This window comes from Vreelandella venusta, from assembly GCF_007989605.1.
Classification (GTDB): domain Bacteria; phylum Pseudomonadota; class Gammaproteobacteria; order Pseudomonadales; family Halomonadaceae; genus Vreelandella; species Vreelandella venusta.
Window position 1 is genome coordinate 176,586 of record NZ_BJUL01000008.1, and the last position, 19,705, is coordinate 196,290.

Here is a 19,705-nt window from a genome sequence, read left to right on the forward strand (position 1 = left end):
ATGTGTCAGCAACGGTAAAGCGAAGGCTCGGCACGCCATTGAGCTTCAATAAAGTCGCTGGCACACAGTGAGGTATTATCACCCATAGCCCTGGCAGCGAGCCTTGAAAGTATTTCTAGTCCGGGCTCTTGGGAGATGTCTAGTTGCTTGCTTATGTCGCTAGGCTGCCAAGAGCCGCCTTGCCATGTTGCCAGGGTAAAAGTGAACGGATGAAAGCCTGGAAAGCCAAGGCGAATATCGGTGGCGATTAACGTTTCCTGACCATCAATCAACAGCGTGTCATAGCGCAAAAAAGGGCCAGTAAACCAGGTCAGCCGTTGGCCAAGTGGGCTTGCTAGCACGCTTTCCTCTAATGCGACGTTGCGCTTTATAGCTTCAAGCGTTGGCGCATCCTGATCGTCAAATACGCTGATCAGACTCTCAAAATAGCGATCTCCGTCAATAACCGTTGCGCGCCACAGGGCAATATTAAATGGCGTCGCTTGAGTTAGTAGCGGCGCTGACTGTAAACCTGCGTCCGCCAGTACAGGGGCTAAGCGTTGTTCAACGCTCCATTTTGCGCCTGCTGCCAGTAGTAAATACATGCTGGATACGGCTAATCCGATCGTACAGGCCCTAGGTACTTTTTTGGCGGCAATAGCGATGGTTAACGCAATCAACAGCGGTAAGGTATAAAACGGGTCGATAATAAACACGATAGGCCACGCTACGGGAGGCATATCCAGTGGCCAGAACAGCTGAGTGCCGTAAGTGGTAAATGAATCAAGTACCGGGTGGGTTGTCAGACAGAGAACGAAAAAACACCACCACCTACCCAGGCTGATATCACGAACAGGTATGAAGCGATGGCACAGCAGCGCCACTATCGTGGCTAAGCCAGTCAGCACAAATAGGGAGTGGCTAAAACCGCGGTGCTCGGTCACATTGGCCACGGCATCGCCGTAATCAAGCATCACATCTAGGTCGGGCAGCGTACCGAGCAGGGCACCCATCAGTATGGCTTTGCGACCCAATCGTTTACCTAATATTGCACCACCTATGGCGGCCCCAAGGGCAGCTTGTGTGACTGAATCCACGTATGTCTCCTTGGGGTAGCCCCGTAATCCAAGTAAGCTGGGTATTATTTTATATAGCTATGAAGAGGGTTTTTAAATGTCACGAAATCATCTAATTAAAAGTCTGGTGGGCAGCTTTCTAGCTGCCTATTCGCTAAGTGCTTTGGCAATGCCTACGGTCGATGTGCACAGCGATCCTAACTGTGGCTGCTGTGGTGCATGGGTGAGCCACCTTGAAGACGCTGGGTTTGCTGTGAACCATCACCGTGACGGCGACCTCCGGTCAGTCAAAGTAGCCAATAACGTTCCTGCAGAGCTAGCATCTTGCCACACAGCCATCGTTGATGGTTACGTGATAGAAGGCCATGTACCCGCTGCAGATATTAAGCGGCTGTTAGAAGAGCAGCCAAACGTTATCGGCTTAACAGTGCCAGGTATGCCGCATGGCTCTCCGGGCATGGAAACTGGCCGGGTTGATGATTACGCCGTTCTCAGCTGGACCAGCAACGACAGCATGCCCGCTATCTTTAGCGAATATACCCAGTAATAATGGAGGGAGAGTGACATGCAGTTTTTGCACACTATGGTAAGGGTAAGCGACTTAGATGCATCGCTGAGTTTTTACTGCGACCTTTTAGGGTTGAAAGAAGTGCGTCGCAAAGAAAATGAGAAGGGCCGTTTTACGCTGGTCTTTCTCGCTGCGCCGGAAGATGAGGCGCGCTCAGAGCGCTTAACGGCACCAGAGCTTGAGTTGACCTATAACTGGGATCCAGAAGAGGTGTCAGGCGGGCGAAACTTCGGGCATTTAGCCTATCGCGTTGACGATATTTATGCGCTATGCAAAAAACTTCAAGATAATGGCGTGACCATTAACCGCCCGCCGCGGGATGGGCATATGGCGTTCGTGAAGTCGCCCGACGGCATTTCTGTCGAGCTACTGCAAAAAGGTGATGCGTTGCCCCCTCAGGAGCCATGGGCGTCAATGGAAAACAGTGGAAGCTGGTAATTTGTCAATAAGGAGCATGAGACAGTGACGGTCAAATTTGGAGCAATGCTAGCCGGTGTCGCTAGCGCACTATTAATCAGTGCGTGTAGCAGTACACCAGAGCAAGAGAGTACGACAGCGCCGGAAAACGTGTCGCTGTCAGGCCCGATAGTCGATCAGCGTTGGAATTTACTGCTAGTAGGTACCGATGAGCGGGTATCGTTACCCAATACACCCTTCTTTCAAATTGGACGCGACGGCAGCGTGAGCGGTTCGGATGGTTGTAACCGATTTACCGGCAGTGTAAGTCTGGGAGAAAACCAGCGTATTGAGTTTAGCCAGCTCGCCTCGACACGTATGGCTTGCCCCAATATGGAAGATGCCAAGCGAGTAACCGATATGCTCGATACGGCCTATCGCTACCTCATCGACCATGATCGGCTGGTGTTTTTTGGACCAGATAGCCGCGTATTAGGCGGCTGGCGCGAAGCTAACTAAGCCGTTAGCATCCGATCGCAGTGATCTAGTGCTTAAAAGGCGGGTTGAAGCGGGCAATAAAGCGCGCATCAATCCGCTTTTTCCATTCCCATACCCAGCGGCCGGAGAAGCCGATGGCACCTCGGCTGGCAATCGCATGGCCGTCGCCAGTGCCAATTAGAGCCAGTACCCGTTTTGGTGGCTTCCAGTTAATCAGCGGTCCATTGTGGCAGGCGGCGCGCAGGTTCTCCGCCAGCACTGGCCCCTGGCGCACGGCGTAAACTCCGGCCTTGGGTAGTGGAAAAGAGGACCGTGAAGAAGAGGGCCGTGGAGAAGAGTGCAGTGATTGATTGAACGCTGCACAGTCTCCAGCAGCGAACAGTCCTGGCTGGTCGGCTACCTCAAGTGTCTTATTCACCTGGATGAATCCCCGCTTATTCAGCGGCAGAGCGGTGTCTTGCAGCCAAGACTGGCCAACGGCGCCGGTAGCCCACAGCACGATATCCGCGTCAATCAGTTCGCCTTCAGAGGTGTAGACGCCACCCGCTATTAGCGCCTGGCCGCGCACACCGTGTAGCACCGTAACGCCTGCTCGACGCAGAGCGCGTTGGGTTAACCAGCGGGGCAGCCGACCTACGTCGGGTAGCAGTGTTGTTGATGCGCTGACTAGCGTGCCCTGCCAAGTAATGTCTGAACGTTGTTGGCGCAGCTGCGCCAGCACACTCATTAAGGTCTCACAACCTGCCGCGCCACCGCCTACGCTTACTACCCGCTGTGTAGACCCCTGTGGACACTGGTCAACTTTCTCTCTCAGCGCTTGCCAGCGGTGGTGCAGTGAACTGAGCGGTCGCATCGCCAACAAATAGGGGGTTTGTTTGCCATGTTTTTCGAGAAACGGTTGTTCAGGCAATCTTAACGTGGAGCCCACGTTAAATGAGGCTACATCGAAATGGATCGCCTCACCGTTCGCTAGCGCTAGCTGGCGCTTAGTGGGGTCGAGAGCCACTGCAGGCGAAGTGATTAAGCGAGCACCTGCCCTGTGAGAGAGCGCCGCTACATCAATTTGTGTTTCGCGTAGCGTGCATTCTCCTGCTAGCCACGCTGGCACGCTGCCAGAATAGGCTGATAGCGCACTGTCGCTAACCACGGTGATAGCGATTGACGGATCTGGGTGCTGAGCAAAGGCTTCCAGCACGAAGGCATGGGCATGGCCTGCGCCAATCAGCACGAGATTTTTCATGGGGACATCATTATTCCGCACCACGCCGCCAGCGGAAATAACGCTCCAATAGGGTGAGAATACGCTCGGGCTTGTGGGCGTTTTTCCACACGCCAGCGGTGGCCTTGGCAGCTTCGCCAAGCGTGGGGTAGGGATGAATGGTGCCCAATAGCTTGTTAAGCCCCAGGCCATACTTCATGGCGATGGTGAACTCTCCTAACCATTCTCCGGCGTTTTCAGCCACGATGGTCGCGCCAAGGATTTTGTCTTTACCGGGCACAGTAAGCACTTTGATAAACCCGTCGGTAGCGCCTTCGGCAATAGCGCGGTCGCTTTCACTCATGGCATAGCGGGTAACTTCAAACGCCACGCCCTTAGCGATGGCCTCTTTTTCGTTGAGCCCGACTCGCGCTACTTCGGGCTGAATATAGGTGACCGCAGGCATAAAGCGATAGTCTACAGCGAAGCTTTTTAACTCACCAAACAATGCATTGACGGCTGCGTGCCACGCCTGATGGGCAGCGGCATGCGTGAGTTGGTAGGGGCCTGCTAGGTCGCCGCAGGCCCAAATGTTGGGCAGCCGAGTTTGCAGACGCTCGTTGAGTTCCAGCGTGCCAGTGTTGGTGGTGGTGATTCCCAGCGCTTCCAGCCCCAACCCTTCAACATTGGCTTGGCGGCCAACGCTGACGAGCAAATAATCAAATTCGATAGTGATGCGCTGACCATTGTGCTCAACCGCGAGTTGATGTGCTGAGCCATCTTGGCGGACTTCCAAGGCGTTGGCGCTGGTCATTACATTAACGCCTTCCTGGATGAGCGTGCGCTCCACGTGTTCGCCTACGTCTTGGTCTTCTCGGCCTAGCAGCTGCGGAATACCTTCCACCAAGGTGACCTGACTGCCTAGGCGGGCAAAGCTTTGGCTGAGCTCGCAGCCAATTGCCCCGCCGCCGAGTATGACTAGGCGTTTAGGCAGTTCCGTGAGTGACCACAGGTTTTCTGAGGTGAGCAGTGGGGCATGCTCGATGCCGGGAAGCGAAGGCACACGGGGACGTGCGCCAGTGGCCAGCACAATATGGCGGGCGGTCAGGGTTTTATCACCGATCTTAACTTCCCAAGGAGATGTCAGGGTGGCATGTTCCTGATACACCTCAACGCCCAGTTTGGTGTAACGCTCGACACTATCGTGGGGTTCAATGTCCGTAATAGCTTGGTGTACGTGCCCCATCACCTTGGCAAAATCAATATCCGGCTCGCCAGCGTTAACGCCAAAGCGGTGTGCTGTACGCATGTCGTGAGCAGCACGGGCGGCACGAATTAGCGCCTTTGAAGGGACGCAACCGGTATTCAGGCAGTCGCCGCCCATTTTGTGCTTTTCTACCAACGCTACTTTAGCTTTGACAGCGCTACCGATGTAGCTAGTGACCAGACCTGCTGAGCCGCCGCCGATGACCACAATGTCGTAATCAAAGCGGGATGGGCGCTTAAAACCACGATAGGCATTGCGCTTTTGCACCAGTAGCGCAAGACGGCGGGCTATCCAAGGGAATACTGCCAGTAGCGCAAACGAGGCCAAAAGCCCTGGGGAAATAATTCCGCCCAGGCTTTCAAGTTCACCCAGCTGGCCGCCTGCATTCACGTAAACCACCGTGCCGGGCAGCATGCCCAGCTGACTTACCCAATAAAAGGTGACTGTTTTAAGCCGCGTTAGGCCCATCACCAAATTGATCATAAAGAAAGGGAATATCGGTACTAAGCGAAGGGTGAAAAGATAAAAAGCGCCGTCTTTATCAACGCCACGATTGAGCGTATTGAACTGGCGAGGAAAACGCTTTTCAATCGGCTGTCGAAACAGGAACCGCGAGAGTAAAAAGGCCAGCGTTGCGCCGATGGTGCTGGCAAAGGAGATAATTAACAGCCCCCAGCCGAGGCCAAACAGCGCGCCACCCAGCAGTGTGAGGAGTGTCGCGCCGGGTAGCGATAGTGTCGTCATGACCACATACAGCGCAAAGAAAATGCCCGCAACTTGCCAAGGGGATTGCTGGAAGGCAGCTTGGAAGTCACTGCGATAGGTTTGCAGGGTTTCCAGGGTGAAAAACGTATGGGCACCGCTCACATAAAAGCCAAGCACGGCCAGTAGCAGCAGGGTGATAATCATCAGGCGCTGACGGTTCATGGCAGGCTCCGTTGGGGCGAGGTAGTGTTAGCAGCAGAACATTCGTTTAGTAACAGTGACGCAATGAGCGTAATCCTTACAGACTGTTTGCGCGCTCCAGCGTTTGTTGCCAGCGCTGCCAGTCTTCTGGGCGGTCAATATCCCACATGGTATCGGGAAATATGGCCTCTAACGTCAGTGCAGCAAGCCGCTGACGAGTGACCTGAAGCACTTGCTCGGTACCCCAAGGAATGTCCTCAAATAGGCTAGGGTGATCGTCATGAGTGCCGATCAACCCATAGCCGCCGTCTTCGGCAGGTAAAATCACCACTGGCACGTTTTGAAGTGCTGCACTGCACTGCTTAAGCATGGCAACGGTGATGCTAGGGCAATCAGTCCCCATCACCATCGACGGACCTTGCGTGCTATTCAGTGCGTGCCGGACGCGCATTCCTACATCGCCCTGCCGTTGGGTGGCGAGCGATATGCCGTAGTGAGACTGCAGCTCTACAAACAACGGGTGCTGATGCTCCAAGGAGGTCCATAGCGTGACGTGTTGCGATCCCAGTGCTTGGCAGGCAGTGGCGACGCAGTGGCGAACCATGGTGGCATGAGCTTGCGCGGCACCTTCTGGTCCCAGGCAAGGAATTAAGCGCGTTTTCGCCTGCCCAGCCAGTGGCGCTTTGGCCAGCAGATGTAAATGGGGTTGCACAGGTGACTTAACGGGCATTGCGATACTCCTTGGCCAGTTGAGTGGCGCTGACGCCGCGCCAGTAGCGGTAACGTAGCCGCCACATCAGGCAAATCGTTTTCCAGGCACCGAACTGATCCCAGCGCCTGCCTGAGCTTATCACTTTGCTACGTAGGCAGGTGGGGCGAGAAACTGCCTTCAGCCGCTTACTTAACTCGATATCTTCCATTAGCGGTTGTGCAGGAAAGCCGCCGACCGCTTCAAAAGTAGCGCGGCGAAGGAACATGCCTTGGTCGCCAGTGGCGACGCCGCTCAGCCGTGAGCGTAGATTCATCAGCAAGCTAACGAGCGGCAACCAGCGGCTTTTTCCCTCAAGGTGAATATCAAACCGCCCCCAGCAATTCGTGTTCAGCGCTTGGCAGATCAGCTTGTTTGCCTCTTCGGGAAGCCGAGTGTCAGCATGTAAAAATAGCAGCGCTGCTGAGCGCGCGTGTTCTGCGCCCAGGTTCATCTGCTGTGCCCGACCAGGGGCACTCGTCAGTAGCGTATCCGCTAGCGGAGAGGCTAACGCCACGCTGTCATCGGTACTGCCTCCATCGACCACAATGATTTCTGTGCCGGTCTCTCGCAGTGGCTGAAGCGCAGCTAGCGCCTCTGTAATCCCTGCAGACTCATTCAGCACTGGTATCACAATGCTAAGCATAGGCGATTCCACGCCAGGGTTAACCAAGGGCAATGATTGGCCCTCCGGCGGCATTGGCATCCGCTTCATCATGAGTAACCAGCAGGGTGGGTAAGCCAGCTTCGCGAAGCTGGGCGAACACTAGCGCACGCATTTCCTGGCGCAGTGCGGTGTCCAGCTTGGAGAACGGCTCATCCAGCAGCACCGCGCGAGGCTGTGAAAGCAGCAAGCGCATCAGCGCCACCCGAGCTTGCTGGCCGCCGGAAAGGGTTGCCGGGTCGCGATTTTCAAAACCTGCCAACCCCACCTGTTCCAGCGCTTGGGCGACCTGTTGGCGTTTGTTGTTAGCATGGTGTGGCAGGCCAAAGCGCAAATTCCCCGCCACGCTTAAATGGGGAAACAACATCGGGTCCTGAAACAGCAGACCAATGCCACGCTGTTCGGCGGGCAGGGTGTCTAAGCGTTTATCGCCCAGATAGAGTGCACCTTGAGCCTGAAAGGCCGGCGACAAAAAGCCTGCCAGATAGGCCAGTAACGTAGACTTTCCAGAGCCTGAAGGGCCCATGACAGTTACTACTTCGCCTGGCGCTATGTCACAGTGCATTGCCAGCAGTGCCTCGCCTGCCAGCGTGATAGTCACCTGTTTGATGCGCAACGCTTGAAGGTTTGGGGTCATGCAACTCCTCGCATTTGGCGGCGTTTTGCCCACACAAGGCGGGGGATCATAAGTGCCAGACTAAAGCCAATAAAGGGGAGCAGCGTCTGCAGTAGTGCCAATACCGCCACTAGCCTGCGATTGCCACCAGATGCCATGGCAACGGCTTCGGTAGTGATGGTGGAGATGCGACCACCCCCCAGCAGCAGTGTCGGCAAATACTGGCCGATACTGACGGCTAGGCTGACTGCGCAAGCAGTGAGTAATGGAGCCAATAACAGTGGCAGACGTACTTGCCAAAAAGCACGCCAGGGCGGTACTCCTAGTGACAGTGCCACTTGTGCCCAGCGTGGGTCCAGCCGCCGGTAGGCTTCTGACAACGATAAATAGAGATACGGCACCACAAACAGCAGATGGCCAGCTACCACTAACGCCTGCTGAGGCCGTATGGCAACGCTTTCAGCTGCCACTACTAAGCCGAACAAAAAGGCCACTTGCGGCACAATGAGCGGTAAATAAAGTAGCCATTGAACACGCCATGCGGGCAGCTGATAACGCGCAGCATGCTCCAGTGTGGCCACGACCAGTACCGCGGCGATAAGCGTCGCGGCCAGCCCCACACTCAAGGTATTGATCAACGGTTTCGCCACGCTGGGTAGAATACGCAGCCAATGATCCAGCGTGAACGTACCCGGCAGCGCATCCGGAAAGCGCCAAAAGCCCGCCACCGAAAACAGTGCCAAACCGGCCAGCGCACTGATCGCAAGCAGTGTGATAGCTAGCAGCAACGCACGGCCGCCAAATGCAATCGCCGTTGCCCAAGATGTCCGCGAACCGTTGGCTAACCAGCGTTGGCAGAGACGTTTGACCCCTTGTTCACCAAGCCACCAAGTCAGTAGTGCCGCTAGGGTAACGCCGAACTGCAGTACGGCACCGGCAGACGCCATAAAGCGACGGTTTAAATCGGGGTCATTAAACCAAGTGAGCACCGAAACGCTCAACGTGGGTGGCAGGGTGGGGCCAAGAATCAACGCCATATCCACCACCGAAGTGGCGTAGGCAATCACGGCATAAACCGGCAAGCGAATCAGTGGGTAAAGTGCTGGGAAAACGCACTTCAGCCAGGCAATGCCGGGCGCGTAGCCCAGCGAGCGCGCAACAGTGACACGTTGTTCAGGACGCAGCTGAGGTAGCGCAGCTAAACTCATCAATAGCAAAAAGGGCACTTCTTTGAGTATCAACCCCGCCATTAGCGCCAGCCCTAACGGGTCGTTGACGATCAGCAGGTCAGGTGGGCGCTCCCACCCAGTAAGCCCTGGGGAGGCCCAGCGCACCAGCAACCCAGAGGGCGCAATCAGAAAAGCTAGGCCAAAGGCCACGGCTGCATGGGGAATGGCCAGTAGCGGTGTGACCATGCGCCGAATGGCACGGTCAAGCAAAGTGCCTTGGCTAGCCGCCAGAAACAGCACCACGATGAGCAGGGCCACCAAGGCGGTGATCAGACCGCTAAAGTAGCTCAGCAGTACGGAACGCTGGAGGCCAGCGTGCGCCCATAAGGTTTGCCAAGCTTCCAGGTGAAACGTGTTTCCCCCGAGCACCGGTAAATAACCAAAGGCAGGCAGCAACACCATGCTAAGCCCCGCACTTACTGGAATAACCAAAAGCGCAATAAGCAGGATAGAGGCTAGCCGCAGGATCAATTAATTAACGCCATAACGCTGAAGCCACGCATCCTGTAGCGCCGTCATCCAGCTGGGATGAGGTTCGGCTAGGGTATTGGAAAGGGCATCGGCAGGCAGCGCAGATGGGTGGCTTTCACCTTGTTCGAAGAGCGCCTTGGCGTTTTCATCTAACCGACTGATTGCCAATACGGTACGATCGCCCCACATACTAAGCGACTGCTTTTGGGCTTGGGCTTCAGGTGAGAGCAGGAAGTTGGCTAGCGCCATCGCGCCTGCTTTATGGGGAGAGTTAAACGGAATCGCGACAAAGTGAACGTTTCCTAGGGTGCCATCTTCCAGCACATAGCTGCGCACACTCTCTGGGAGTTCATACTCCATCACCGCGACGGCGGCATCTGTCGGGTAGAAGGAGAAGGCTAAGCTGAGCTCACCATCGCTCATTAATGCGCGCAGGTTAGGGCCCGATTCCGGGAAACTGCGGCCGCTGCGCCACAGGTGTGGGTGTAACTCATCCAGATAATCCCACAATGGCGCGGTGATCTCCGCAAACTCCGCTTCAACCACTGGCGCATAAAGGGCGTCATCTTGATTAGATAGTTCAATTAACGCTTGTTTTAAGAAGGTGCTACCGGTGAAATCGGGAATACGTGGATAGCTGAATTGACCGGGGTTTTCTTTGGCCCACTCCAGCAAATCCGCAATACTTTGTGGCGGTGTTTCGGTTTGAACGCTGTCGTAGTAGAAGGTGATTTGCGCTTTTCCCCAAGGAGACTCATAGCCTTCAGTCGGCAGCGTGAAGTCGGTCACCACTTCTGGGTTTTCGTCTGGGTGAGTCAAGGCGAAGTTAGGCAGAGATTCGGCAAAGGGGCCAAATAAGAGGTCCTGTTCGCGCATGGCAGCGAAGTTTTCGCCGTTAATCCAGATCAGGTCGATGCGGCCATCATCCATGTTACCAGCCTGCTTTTCACCCAGTACACGAGCAACGGCGCTACCTGTGTCATCTAACTTTACATGCTCTACATCGACGCCATAGGTGGACTGCATTTGTTCGGACACCCAAGCGATATAGCGGTTGGTGCGACTGTCACCGCCCCAGGCGTTCCAGTAAACGGTTTGACCTTCGGCAGCTTGCAGTACGGCATCCCAATCAGTGGGATCTGGGGCAGCCATGGCGGGCAGCGCCAGTGACAGCATGGCAGTGGCGACCGCGGTGGTTAGAGTGGTGCGTGGCTTCATGGTAGACCTTGTAAAATCAGCTGGTTATAGAGATGCTTTTAGGTAAAGAAGCTCGTTATGGACATGCTCAATAATCGGTAGTGATAAATAGTGTTCGACCCGCTCGCGGACATGCTCAATCACCGCAGCATCGGTGAGTTCTGCTGACCAGTCCTGGCCGCGGTGCTCGGTATCTTTACGTTGCAAATGCTGGGCGCGCCACTTGGCACACCATGTTAATGACCACAGCCAAGTGGCACGCCGGCAGGCAGCCAGCGTTTCCGCGCTGGGTGATTTATCCATACACGCCTGCCAGTGCTGATAAAAGGCCACAACCTCTTCCACAGTGAGCACTGCCTGGCTGTTAACGTCCCAAGTGGTCGAGGTGTAAAGCGAGGTATGGGCTAGATCGATCCCCGGTAGACCGTAGCGGCACTTCTCTAAATCCACCAGCACAGCGCGCCCCTCTTCAGTGATCAAAAAGTTGCCGGGGTGGGTATCAAAGCTAATCAAACAGCGCTCGGCATCGGGCAGTGCGGTGGGCAGAGCCGCCAGTTCATCACGCACACGGGCAATAACATTAGGCTCTAAGGCGGCTTTTTCCAGCCACTCGGCTTGGCGGCTAACTTCCTCACACATGGCCTGCCAGGAGTCGATAGGCGCTAGAAGTGGTTCGGGATGCTCAGGTAGCGGTAAGCGGTGTAGGCTTGCCAGGGTCTCTGCGATACGTGGTAAATCCTGCGGTAGCTGCGCCAGACGACCCTCAATGGCATCGACCAGCAGCCCGCCACGTGGCAGGGCTTTGCTCACGGGCAAGATGCCATGCAGGCGGGGCACTTGGCCACCCTGGCTGGCGCGCTCGTAGCAGGCGGCTTCATAGGCCAAATTATCGGCAGGAGCCAAATTCATTTGGCTCTGCTTGGGCAGCCGTGCGACCCAATCTCCGCCATCGCGATGCACCCACACATGATCGTGGGCAAGCCCAGTGTCTGCCATCGGCGCAAGCGATTGATAGGCAATCTTCGCCTGTTGCAGCGTGTTTTCCAGTGCCTGCAAACGCGCCGCTAAAGGTGTTGGCATAGCGTCATCCGTGTTGGTGTATGTTTAGCAATGCCTGTTAGTGGCTGTTCTTGTACTAACCTTACATGGTTACGTACAAAAAGAGATGAAAGATAAGGAGAAAAAGGAGATAGGGTGAGCATTCCTCATCCCATGGAGCTGGTGGGTAGGAGGTAAGGTGATTGTAAAGCGTATTGTCTCTAACATTGCCGCCACGCATCTTGAAGACGCTGAGAAGTTCTATGCGACTATCTTTGGTCTCACGCTTGTGATGGATCATGGCTGGATAAGAACCTATAGCTCGGGCGAGAAAATGACCGCTCAGTTAAGTGTGGCATCGGAAGGTGGCTCAGCTACGCCAGTGCCAGATCTATCGATAGAGGTTGATAGCTTAGAGACTGCCTTGGCGAGAGTGAAGTCGGCAAAGATTGAGATTGAGTACGGGCCGGTAAGCGAGCCTTGGGGTGTCCGCCGATTTTATGTGCGTGACCCATTTGGAAAGCTTATCAATGTTTTACAACATGAATAACCACACTGGGGCGCCCATTTATTGCCACGACGCTCATTGCTGTGTCGACAGGGTTTTATGAAATAGCGCCTCACGAAACAGCGCTTCGATGCGCTCCTGGGTACGTGCATACCATGTCTCGTCTTTGGCCACTGCACCTTGGGCGTTGATGGGGTGGGTGGGAATATGCAAGCGCATGTCCAGGCCGCTGTCGCGGTGGGTGGTGACCTGCATGGCAGCAGAGCGACGCGCTGGGCCATAGGGGATATAGCGAGCCAGTTCCGCCTGACGTTCGCTGGTGGTGGCAAAGCGGATAAAGTCTCGCGCCGCCTCAGCGTTTGGAGCGCCGCGGGGGATCGCCCAGGTTTCGTGTTCCTGAAACTGGCCATCCCAGAGGATCTCTATGGGCAGGTCGCGCTCCACCATGGCAGCGAAGAAGCGCCCATTGTAGCCGGAGGCCATGACCACCTGACCCTCTTCCAATAGGCGCACTGGAGTTTCACCGGCTTCCCACCAGTGGATATTGTCGATGCTTTGCAGCCGGGCGAAGGCTAGGTCCAGACCGCGGCGGGTACTAAGCAAGCGATAAAGCGCTTCCTGGGGAACTCGGTAGGAGAGCAGTGCCCACTCTAAGTTCGCCGCTGGGGTGAGCTGAAGGGCTCGGGGCCCAGGGAAGCGCTGTTGGTCAAAGAGATCTGCAATGCGAGTGGGGCGACGTCCCGGGAAGGCGTCGCGGCGATAGGCCACGACGGTGGCGAAGATTGAGTGGCTGATAAAGCAGCGGTCCAGGGCACCGGGCAGGAAGTCTTGGGCTGCGGGAGTACCATCTGGCGCTGGGGCAGCCAGCTTAGGGGGAAGCGGTTCCAGCAAGCCCTCCTCACAGGCTGCCATGGCATCGCTACGGGTCATATCAAGCACATCCCAGGGGACGTTGTTCTCTGCCACGGCTTGACGCAGTGCTGTCAGGCCGCCGTTATAGCGGGCTACTGCCACCGGTACACCATGAGCCTCGGTGAAGGGCGTGAAGAGCGCGCGGCGCTGGGCGTGCTCATAGGCACCGCCCCAGCTCAGTACCGTTAGCGAGGCGGAAGCGTCGGGTTCTTGCGCACTGATGGAGGGGGCCAGGGTGAGTAGCCCAGCCAGAAGTCCGAGGGTCCATCGTTTAGCCAGCACCGTGCTCCTCCCGACGTAAGGCGTCGCTATGGTGTAAGAAAGCCTGAGCAATACTCGACTCATAGGCCACTCCCAAGAAGCGCCGCTGTTCATCCACCACTGCGATGGCCTCGCCGGTGATTTTCTGAAGCTGATGCATTGCCTCCCAAAGGGAGGATTGAGGATCTAGCACTGGGCGAGGAGCTTTAGGGCAGTCGGCCAGGGTTGGGGACTCGCTGCCTTCGCGAAGGGCTTCCAGGCTCGCTAGGGTCACGCAACCGTGGTAAACCCCCTGATTATCCACTAAGTAAGCTTCGCTACGCCCCGCTAGACTAAGGCGTGAGATAGCCGTGGTCAGTGGGGTCTCGGGGAGTAGGGTCACGGCGTCATGGCTAATCAGCTCGGTCAACCGCTCTTCTTGGAGTACCGCGCGACTGCGGCCCGCGGAAAGATCCAAGCCACGGCGGGCTAATTGAATATCGAATAATGAACGGCCGAACAGCTGGGCGGCCAGAGGGCTGGCTAGCGTGACGCTAGCTAGAGCGGCGGTGGTCAAGGCATAGCTACCGGTAAGTTCGAAGACAATCAGCAGCGTGGTGAGAGGGGCACCAAGTACCGGTGCGGTTACTGCCACCATGCCGCACACCGCATAAAAGATGAAGGTCTCTTGGCCGCCGCCAAGCTCTGCCACCAGAGTACCGGCTAGAGCTCCAAAGAGAGTGCCGATCACCAGTGCTGGGCTGAAAGCGCCGCCGGCGAAGCCTAGCCCTAAGCACAACGCGGTAGCGGCCAGCTTGAGTAGCAACACCAACAGCAGCTCGCCGCCGCCGTAGGCCCCAGGCAAGGTGGCGAAGCGTAGGGTTTCCTGGCCCATGCCGAGGATATCGGGTACCCAAAGGGCGGTCAGACCAAGCAGCGCCCCGGCGAGAGCGGGGCGGAGACTGGTGGGCAGCGGTAGTCGCTTGGCCAGCTTCCCCATCGCGAGAATGGCATGTATATAGGCCCCCGCCACCAAGGCACCTAGGCCACCTAAAGCTAGAAAAAGGGCGAACTCCCAGGGCTTTGGGATGGCCGGTTCAGTAATATGAAACAGCGCTCCTTGAGCCAGTAACTGAGAGGCCAGCACATAACCGACGATGGCGGCGGCAGCCACTGGAGCGAAGGCGCGCAGGGCATAGTGGCGTAGTACCACTTCGTGGGCGAAGACAATGCCTGCCAGTGGGGCATTGAAGGCCGCTGCGATGGCGGCAGCTACCCCGCAAGCGATCGTGATATTGTCCTCTGAGCGTCCCAGGCGAAGTAAGCGGGTGATGAGAGAGCCCAGCGTCGCGCCGAGGTGAACCAGGGGGCCGTACTGGCCGACCGAGGCGCCTGCACCTAACGATACTAGGCCGCTTAATGCTGAGAGAGCACCCGCCTTGGCGGGTAGACAGCCTCGGCGGGTCTGGACGGCAGCGATGACGTCGGCAGGAGTATGAGGGCGGCTCTCGGGTAGGTTGCGGTGTAGTTGACCAACGAGCAGTCCCCCGAGGGTTGGCACTAGCAGTGTAGCCAGTGTCACTAGGGTGATGTTCGCAGCCATCATCTGGCCCCGAGGGGAGATCAACAGTAGGTCGTTAAGCCATACCACTGTATTAACGAAGCCAACGGCGGCCAACGCCGCCACTCCTCCAACGCCGCTTCCCAGCACTACCAAACCGAGGAAACGCAACACCGCTAAGGGGTGACGAGTCGAAACGCTGTCAGTGCTGAATGAGTCCATAGTCAAGTTATAGGCGCTACCAGGTCAGCGGGCAAGGAAGCGCCAAACTCGAACAGTCGATTGACGGCTAAAAAAACACCCGCTTTAAGCGGGTGTTTTTGTCTGGTCTAGATGGCTTATAGCGCAGAGATTTTCGTGCGCTGCTCTTCCAGCAACTGCTTGGCAGCTTGGAATTCAGCGAGTTTGCCTCGCTCTTTTTCCACCACGGCTTCCGGGGCTTTGGCGATAAAGCCTTCGTTGCCGAGCTTCTTCTCGATGCCGCCGATCAGCTTGTCCTGCTTGTCAATTTCTTTGGCCAAGCGTTTGAGTTCGGCGTCTTTGTCGATTAGATCTGCCATCGGTACCAGCACTTCCATGTCGCCCACTAACTGCGTTGCGCAGAGCGGTGCGTCGTCTGGGTTGGCTAGCCAGGTGGCGCTTTCCAACTTGGCCAGCTTAGCGAGGAAGTGGCGGTTGCTTTCCAAGCGTTCCGCGTCTTCGGGCTTGCCTTTGGTGAGCAGTACATCCAGCGGTTTGCCGGGAGCAATATTCATCTCGGCGCGGATGTTACGCACCGCGATAATCACGCCTTTCAGCCATTCGATATCGCGCGTGGCCTGCTCGTCGATTTTGCTTTCGTCGGCTTCCGGCCAGGCTTGGAGCATGATAGAAGCGCCATCACCGACGAAGGTGCCTGCCAGTGGCGCAACGCGCTGCCAGATCTCTTCTGAGATGTAAGGCATCATCGGGTGAGCGAGGCGTAGAATGGTTTCCAGGACGCGGACCAGCGTACGGCGGGTACCACGTTTGGCTTCCTCACTGGCATTTTCGTCCCACAAGACCGGTTTGGAAAGTTCCAGGTACCAGTCGCAGTACTCGTTCCAGACAAACTCATACAGCGCTTGAGAAGCGTGGTCGAAGCGGTATTCGTCCATCGCTTTGGTAACTTGGGCCTCAGTTTTCTGCAGTTGGGAAATAATCCAGCGGTCGGCCAGTGAAAGCTCAACGTCACCGCCCTCTGTGCCACAATCTTCACCTTCGGCATTCATTAGCACATAGCGCGAAGCGTTCCATAGCTTGTTGCAGAAGTTGCGATAGCCATCCAGACGGTTCATATCAAACTTGATATCGCGCCCGGTGGTTGCCTGGGAAAGGAACGTAAAGCGCAGGGCGTCGGTACCGTGGGCTTCAATGCCGTCTTTAAACTCGTCCTTGGTCGCTTTGGCAATGGCCTTGGCCTGTTTTGGCTGCATCAGATTGCCGGTACGCTTTTCCAGCAGCGCATCCAGACTGATACCGTCAATTAGGTCAATTGGATCCAGTACATTGCCCTTGGATTTGGACATTTTCTGACCCTGACCGTCGCGTACCAAGCCATGCACGTAGACGGTTTTAAACGGTATTTCGCCAGTGAACTTGAGGGTCATCATGATCATCCGGGCGACCCAGAAGAAGATAATGTCAAAACCGGTTACCAGTACGCTGGAAGGATGGAAGGTTTCCAGCTCTGGGGTTTTTTCCGGCCAGCCGAGCGTGCCAAACGTCCATAGGCCCGAGCTGAACCAAGTGTCGAGGACGTCTTCGTCTTGGGTGAGTGTCACCTCTGCCGCTAAGCCGTGCTTCTCACGGGCTTCCTGTTCGCTGCGGGCAACGTACACATTGCCTTCGGCGTCATACCAAGCAGGAATGCGATGGCCCCACCACAGCTGTCGGGATATACACCAGTCCTGGAGGTTGCGCATCCAGGCGAAGTACATATTTTCATAGTTTTTTGGCACGAACTGAATGTCGCCGTTTTCCACTGCCTCAATGGCGGGCTTAGCCAGTTCTTCTACCGCTACAAACCACTGGTCGGTGAGGAATGGCTCGATAACGACCCCAGAGCGGTCGCCAAAAGGCTGCATGAGTTTTTTGTTTTCAACAAGCGGGACAGAATTACCGTCGGCATCGGTTGTCATCACGGCTAAGCCTTCAGCCGTGATGGCATCTACCACTTGGCGGCGGGCCTCAAGGCGATCCAGCCCACGTAATTCGTGGGGAACCAGGTTAACATCGTCCACGTTGCCGATATCTGTTCCCTGAGTAGCCTGTGCCGCTAACCGGGCGCTCTCTTCGTAGGAGAGGCCGTCGCTGCGCATGTGGGCTTTACGATCCATTAGATTATAAAGTGGGATGCCATTGCGTTTTGCCACTTCATAATCGTTAAAGTCATGAGCGCCGGTAATTTTGACCGCGCCCGAACCAAAGTCGGGATCGGGGTATTCGTCGGAGATAATAGGAATCAGGCGCCTATGCTCCTTTGGACCTACCGGGATTTCGCATAATTTGCCGATTAACGAAGCATAGCGTTCATCGGCGGGGTTAACCGCAACAGCACCGTCGCCTAACATCGTTTCTGGTCGGGTGGTGGCGATCGAGATGTAGTCCCGACGTTCGCTGAAGAGGATGTTACCGTCAGCATCTTTTTCGATGTATTCATATGTTTCACCACCCGCCAATGGGTACTTGAAGTGCCACATATGGCCATCGATTTCTTTGTTTTCTACTTCGAGGTCGGAAATCGCTGTCTCGAATTTCGGGTCCCAGTTAACCAGGCGTTTGCCACGATAGATCAGGTTTTCTTCATGCAAGCGCACGAACACTTCTTGCACGGCTTTATAGAAGCCGTCATCCATAGTGAAGCGCTCGCGGGACCAATCAACGCTGGCGCCCATGCGGCGCAACTGGCGAGTGATGTGACCGCCAGACTCTTCTTTCCACTCCCACACCTTGTCGATAAACGCATCGCGGCCCAGGTCATGGCGGCTCTTGCCTTCTTCCGCGGCAATTTTACGCTCAACCAGCATCTGGGTGGCGATACCGGCGTGGTCGGTGCCTACCTGCCATAGGGTGTTGTTGCCCTGCATCCGCTTCCAGCGTGTCAGGGTATCCATAATGGTGTCCTGGAACGCGTGGCCCATGTGCAGGCTGCCGGTCACGTTAGGCGGCGGAATCATGATCGAAAACGGCTGACCACGGCCTGTTGGGGCGAAGCGGTTGTCGGCTTCCCAGCGTTCGTACCAGCGGGTTTCGATCTGTTCGGGTTGGTAGGTCTTTTCCATGGGGAGTCGGCTCACGGCTTGCAAAAAAATGGTAGCAAGTATACCGCGAACGACCCCTTTGCGTCAGGGGTGTGTGGCACGAACATGCAAACCACGCATGGCGATTAATCCAAGCACTGGGCCAGGCAGCAGCCACCAGATTACCCAGGAACCTTGGCTGGCCCACAGGGTAGTGACTAGGGCGATAGAAGGAATCGTTAGGCCAAAACCAATGGCATTCATCATGGCTAGCGCCGCACCGAGACGCTCAGGTGGGGCAGCGGCTGACGCCAATGCGGAAAACTGCGCGGAATCGGCAATCACGCTAATGCCCCAAATCCCTAATAGGGCTAGCAATAGCCAGGGTGAGGTGCTGGCTAATAGTGGATAGAGCAAACAAAGTGTGCCGGAGGTCGCCAGCGCCACAAAGGCCACTCGCGCACTGCCCACTCGGCGGCTCCAACGGCCAGCCCATACGCAGCCAGGCAGTCCCAACGCAATCACCGCAAAACTTAGCCATGGCTGAAGGCCCGGCGCGGCGCTTAGGCGCTCCAGCTCTCTAGCAACTAGAAAGGGCACCAGCGCCCACAGAGCGTATAGCTCCCAGCAGTGGCCAAAATAGCCCAGCGCCGCAGCGCGGAAGTGTTTTTGCTTGAAGGCAGCCAATCCCGCCCAGGGGCGTCCGCCGCTGGCTTTGGCGGGCAGATGTGGCCCCACACCGAGTTTAACAATCATTAGTGCGGCAAGCAGTGCCAGAGCAGAGGCCAGCAACAGTGGCCACTGCCATGGCAAGTGCAACGTTAACCCGCGCAGTAGATGCGGAGAAGCAATGCCCAGGGTTAGCATGCCGACCAACCAGCCCAGCGCCGCGCCTGCGTTGTTGGGTGTCCAGCTCACCACCAATTTCATACCGAGCGGATAAATACCGGCAAGACACAGCCCGACCAAAAAGCGTGCTGCTACCGCTAAACTGACGCTCTCGGCGACACCAATAAACGCGGCATTAATCAGCGCGCCTGCTATCGCTGAGATAGCGAACAAGTGGCTGGCTCGTACGCGGTCGGCAAGGCCGGTGGTAGCAATCAACAACGTACCGGTGATAAAGCCTGCTTGCACCGCAATGGTGAGTAGCCCCAAGTCGCTATCACTCAAGCCAACGGCCTGTTGAAGCGCCAGCCCAACGCCGTTAACGCTGAACCACAGTGAAGTGCCAAACAGCTGGGCAATGACAATCACCGCCAACGGGGCACGCGCTAAAAAAGCGCCTGAAGAGTGGGGGATAACAAACCGAGTGGGAAAGCGCATTTGTGACTATTCCGCTGAATGATTGTTATTGGAGGCGCTGTCGTAGG

The 19,705-nt window shown here is 56.2% G+C and carries 17 protein-coding genes; 4 read left to right on the top strand and 13 right to left on the bottom strand.

Annotation, left to right across the window (positions count from 1 at the left end; genetic code table 11):
* Nucleotides 1-5: 5 nt before the first annotated feature.
* Nucleotides 6-1,076, bottom strand: coding sequence for a metal-dependent hydrolase (locus tag HVE01_RS11335; RefSeq protein ID WP_146944164.1), 1,071 nt, complete (start codon nucleotides 1,074-1,076; stop codon nucleotides 6-8).
* Nucleotides 1,077-1,152: 76 nt separating this feature from the next.
* Here HVE01_RS11335 and HVE01_RS11340 point away from each other — a divergent pair, with 76 nt between their 5' ends.
* The 3 genes from HVE01_RS11340 to HVE01_RS11350 are packed head-to-tail and all read left to right on the top strand — an operon-like array spanning nucleotide 1,153 to nucleotide 2,538.
* Entirely contained in the window at nucleotides 1,153-1,602 is a 450-nt protein-coding gene (locus HVE01_RS11340) for a DUF411 domain-containing protein (protein ID WP_125745485.1), read from the top strand.
* 18 nt (nucleotides 1,603-1,620) lie between these two features.
* Nucleotides 1,621-2,061, top strand: a complete 441-nt coding sequence (gloA, locus tag HVE01_RS11345; protein ID WP_125745487.1) for a lactoylglutathione lyase — start codon at nucleotides 1,621-1,623, stop codon at nucleotides 2,059-2,061.
* Nucleotides 2,062-2,106: 45 nt separating this feature from the next.
* Complete coding sequence (locus tag HVE01_RS11350) at nucleotides 2,107-2,538, top strand: META domain-containing protein (RefSeq protein WP_186808843.1); 432 nt, start codon at nucleotides 2,107-2,109, stop codon at nucleotides 2,536-2,538.
* Nucleotides 2,539-2,563: 25 nt separating this feature from the next.
* Here HVE01_RS11350 and HVE01_RS11355 read toward each other — a convergent pair whose 3' ends face one another.
* The 8 genes from HVE01_RS11355 to HVE01_RS11390 all read right to left on the bottom strand — a co-directional run bounded on the left by HVE01_RS11355 (nucleotide 2,564) and on the right by HVE01_RS11390 (nucleotide 11,893).
* Nucleotides 2,564-3,757, bottom strand: a complete 1,194-nt coding sequence (locus HVE01_RS11355; RefSeq protein ID WP_146944168.1) for an FAD-dependent oxidoreductase — start codon at nucleotides 3,755-3,757, stop codon at nucleotides 2,564-2,566.
* Nucleotides 3,758-3,767: 10 nt separating this feature from the next.
* Entirely contained in the window at nucleotides 3,768-5,909 is a 2,142-nt protein-coding gene (locus HVE01_RS11360; protein WP_146944170.1) for an FAD-dependent oxidoreductase, read from the bottom strand.
* Nucleotides 5,910-5,985: 76 nt separating this feature from the next.
* Nucleotides 5,986-6,618: a TIGR04282 family arsenosugar biosynthesis glycosyltransferase gene (locus HVE01_RS11365; RefSeq protein ID WP_146944172.1), complete on the bottom strand. Its 633-nt coding sequence runs from the start codon at nucleotides 6,616-6,618 to the stop codon at nucleotides 5,986-5,988.
* The gene (locus tag HVE01_RS11370; RefSeq protein WP_146944174.1) at nucleotides 6,608-7,282 is read right to left on the bottom strand and encodes a TIGR04283 family arsenosugar biosynthesis glycosyltransferase; all 675 of its coding nucleotides are present in this window, start codon (nucleotides 7,280-7,282) and stop codon (nucleotides 6,608-6,610) included. Before HVE01_RS11370 ends, HVE01_RS11365 begins: the two co-directional genes overlap by 11 nt.
* 19 nt (nucleotides 7,283-7,301) lie before the next feature.
* Nucleotides 7,302-7,937 (bottom strand): ATP-binding cassette domain-containing protein, encoded by a 636-nt coding sequence (locus HVE01_RS11375; protein ID WP_146944176.1) that lies wholly within the window; start codon nucleotides 7,935-7,937, stop codon nucleotides 7,302-7,304.
* The gene (locus HVE01_RS11380) at nucleotides 7,934-9,616 is read right to left on the bottom strand and encodes an ABC transporter permease (RefSeq protein ID WP_146944178.1); all 1,683 of its coding nucleotides are present in this window, start codon (nucleotides 9,614-9,616) and stop codon (nucleotides 7,934-7,936) included. Before HVE01_RS11380 ends, HVE01_RS11375 begins: the two co-directional genes overlap by 4 nt.
* Nucleotides 9,617-10,834 (bottom strand): ABC transporter substrate-binding protein, encoded by a 1,218-nt coding sequence (locus tag HVE01_RS11385; RefSeq protein ID WP_146944180.1) that lies wholly within the window; start codon nucleotides 10,832-10,834, stop codon nucleotides 9,617-9,619.
* A 24-nt stretch (nucleotides 10,835-10,858) separates the two neighbouring features.
* The gene (locus HVE01_RS11390; protein ID WP_146944182.1) at nucleotides 10,859-11,893 is read right to left on the bottom strand and encodes an aminoglycoside phosphotransferase family protein; all 1,035 of its coding nucleotides are present in this window, start codon (nucleotides 11,891-11,893) and stop codon (nucleotides 10,859-10,861) included.
* Between the two features lie 157 nt (nucleotides 11,894-12,050).
* On the opposite strand from HVE01_RS11390, the gene HVE01_RS11395 reads away from it, so the two are divergent.
* A complete protein-coding gene (locus HVE01_RS11395; RefSeq protein ID WP_125745507.1) occupies nucleotides 12,051-12,401 on the top strand; it encodes a VOC family protein in 351 nt (116 codons plus the stop codon).
* Between the two features lie 33 nt (nucleotides 12,402-12,434).
* On the opposite strand, the gene HVE01_RS11400 is transcribed toward HVE01_RS11395, so the two are convergent.
* The 4 genes from HVE01_RS11400 to HVE01_RS11415 form a co-directional block, all read right to left on the bottom strand.
* Nucleotides 12,435-13,553: an ABC transporter substrate-binding protein gene (locus tag HVE01_RS11400; RefSeq protein ID WP_244973775.1), complete on the bottom strand. Its 1,119-nt coding sequence runs from the start codon at nucleotides 13,551-13,553 to the stop codon at nucleotides 12,435-12,437.
* The gene (locus HVE01_RS11405) at nucleotides 13,543-15,294 is read right to left on the bottom strand and encodes a chloride channel protein (RefSeq protein ID WP_125745511.1); all 1,752 of its coding nucleotides are present in this window, start codon (nucleotides 15,292-15,294) and stop codon (nucleotides 13,543-13,545) included. Before HVE01_RS11405 ends, HVE01_RS11400 begins: the two co-directional genes overlap by 11 nt.
* 116 nt (nucleotides 15,295-15,410) lie before the next feature.
* Nucleotides 15,411-18,374: a valine--tRNA ligase gene (locus HVE01_RS11410; RefSeq protein WP_146944186.1), complete on the bottom strand. Its 2,964-nt coding sequence runs from the start codon at nucleotides 18,372-18,374 to the stop codon at nucleotides 15,411-15,413.
* 63 nt (nucleotides 18,375-18,437) lie between these two features.
* Nucleotides 18,438-19,658, bottom strand: coding sequence for an MFS transporter (locus HVE01_RS11415; protein WP_146944188.1), 1,221 nt, complete (start codon nucleotides 19,656-19,658; stop codon nucleotides 18,438-18,440).
* Nucleotides 19,659-19,705: the final 47 nt, after the last annotated feature.

Excerpts from the sequence above, each read along its gene's own strand:
- HVE01_RS11340 (WP_125745485.1), top strand. The coding sequence starts at position 1,153 with ATGTCACGAAATCATCTAATTAAAAGTCTGGTGGGCAGCTTTCTAGCT.
- gloA (WP_125745487.1), top strand. The coding sequence starts at position 1,621 with ATGCAGTTTTTGCACACTATGGTAAGGGTAAGCGACTTAGATGCATCG.
- HVE01_RS11350 (WP_186808843.1), top strand. The coding sequence starts at position 2,107 with ATGCTAGCCGGTGTCGCTAGCGCACTATTAATCAGTGCGTGTAGCAGT.
- HVE01_RS11355 (WP_146944168.1), bottom strand. The coding sequence starts at position 3,757 with ATGAAAAATCTCGTGCTGATTGGCGCAGGCCATGCCCATGCCTTCGTG.
- HVE01_RS11360 (WP_146944170.1), bottom strand. The coding sequence starts at position 5,909 with ATGAACCGTCAGCGCCTGATGATTATCACCCTGCTGCTACTGGCCGTG.
- HVE01_RS11365 (WP_146944172.1), bottom strand. The coding sequence starts at position 6,618 with ATGCCCGTTAAGTCACCTGTGCAACCCCATTTACATCTGCTGGCCAAA.
- HVE01_RS11370 (WP_146944174.1), bottom strand. The coding sequence starts at position 7,282 with ATGCTTAGCATTGTGATACCAGTGCTGAATGAGTCTGCAGGGATTACA.
- HVE01_RS11375 (WP_146944176.1), bottom strand. The coding sequence starts at position 7,937 with ATGACCCCAAACCTTCAAGCGTTGCGCATCAAACAGGTGACTATCACG.
- HVE01_RS11385 (WP_146944180.1), bottom strand. The coding sequence starts at position 10,834 with ATGAAGCCACGCACCACTCTAACCACCGCGGTCGCCACTGCCATGCTG.
- HVE01_RS11390 (WP_146944182.1), bottom strand. The coding sequence starts at position 11,893 with ATGCCAACACCTTTAGCGGCGCGTTTGCAGGCACTGGAAAACACGCTG.
- HVE01_RS11405 (WP_125745511.1), bottom strand. The coding sequence starts at position 15,294 with ATGGACTCATTCAGCACTGACAGCGTTTCGACTCGTCACCCCTTAGCG.
- HVE01_RS11410 (WP_146944186.1), bottom strand. The coding sequence starts at position 18,374 with ATGGAAAAGACCTACCAACCCGAACAGATCGAAACCCGCTGGTACGAA.
- HVE01_RS11415 (WP_146944188.1), bottom strand. The coding sequence starts at position 19,658 with ATGCGCTTTCCCACTCGGTTTGTTATCCCCCACTCTTCAGGCGCTTTT.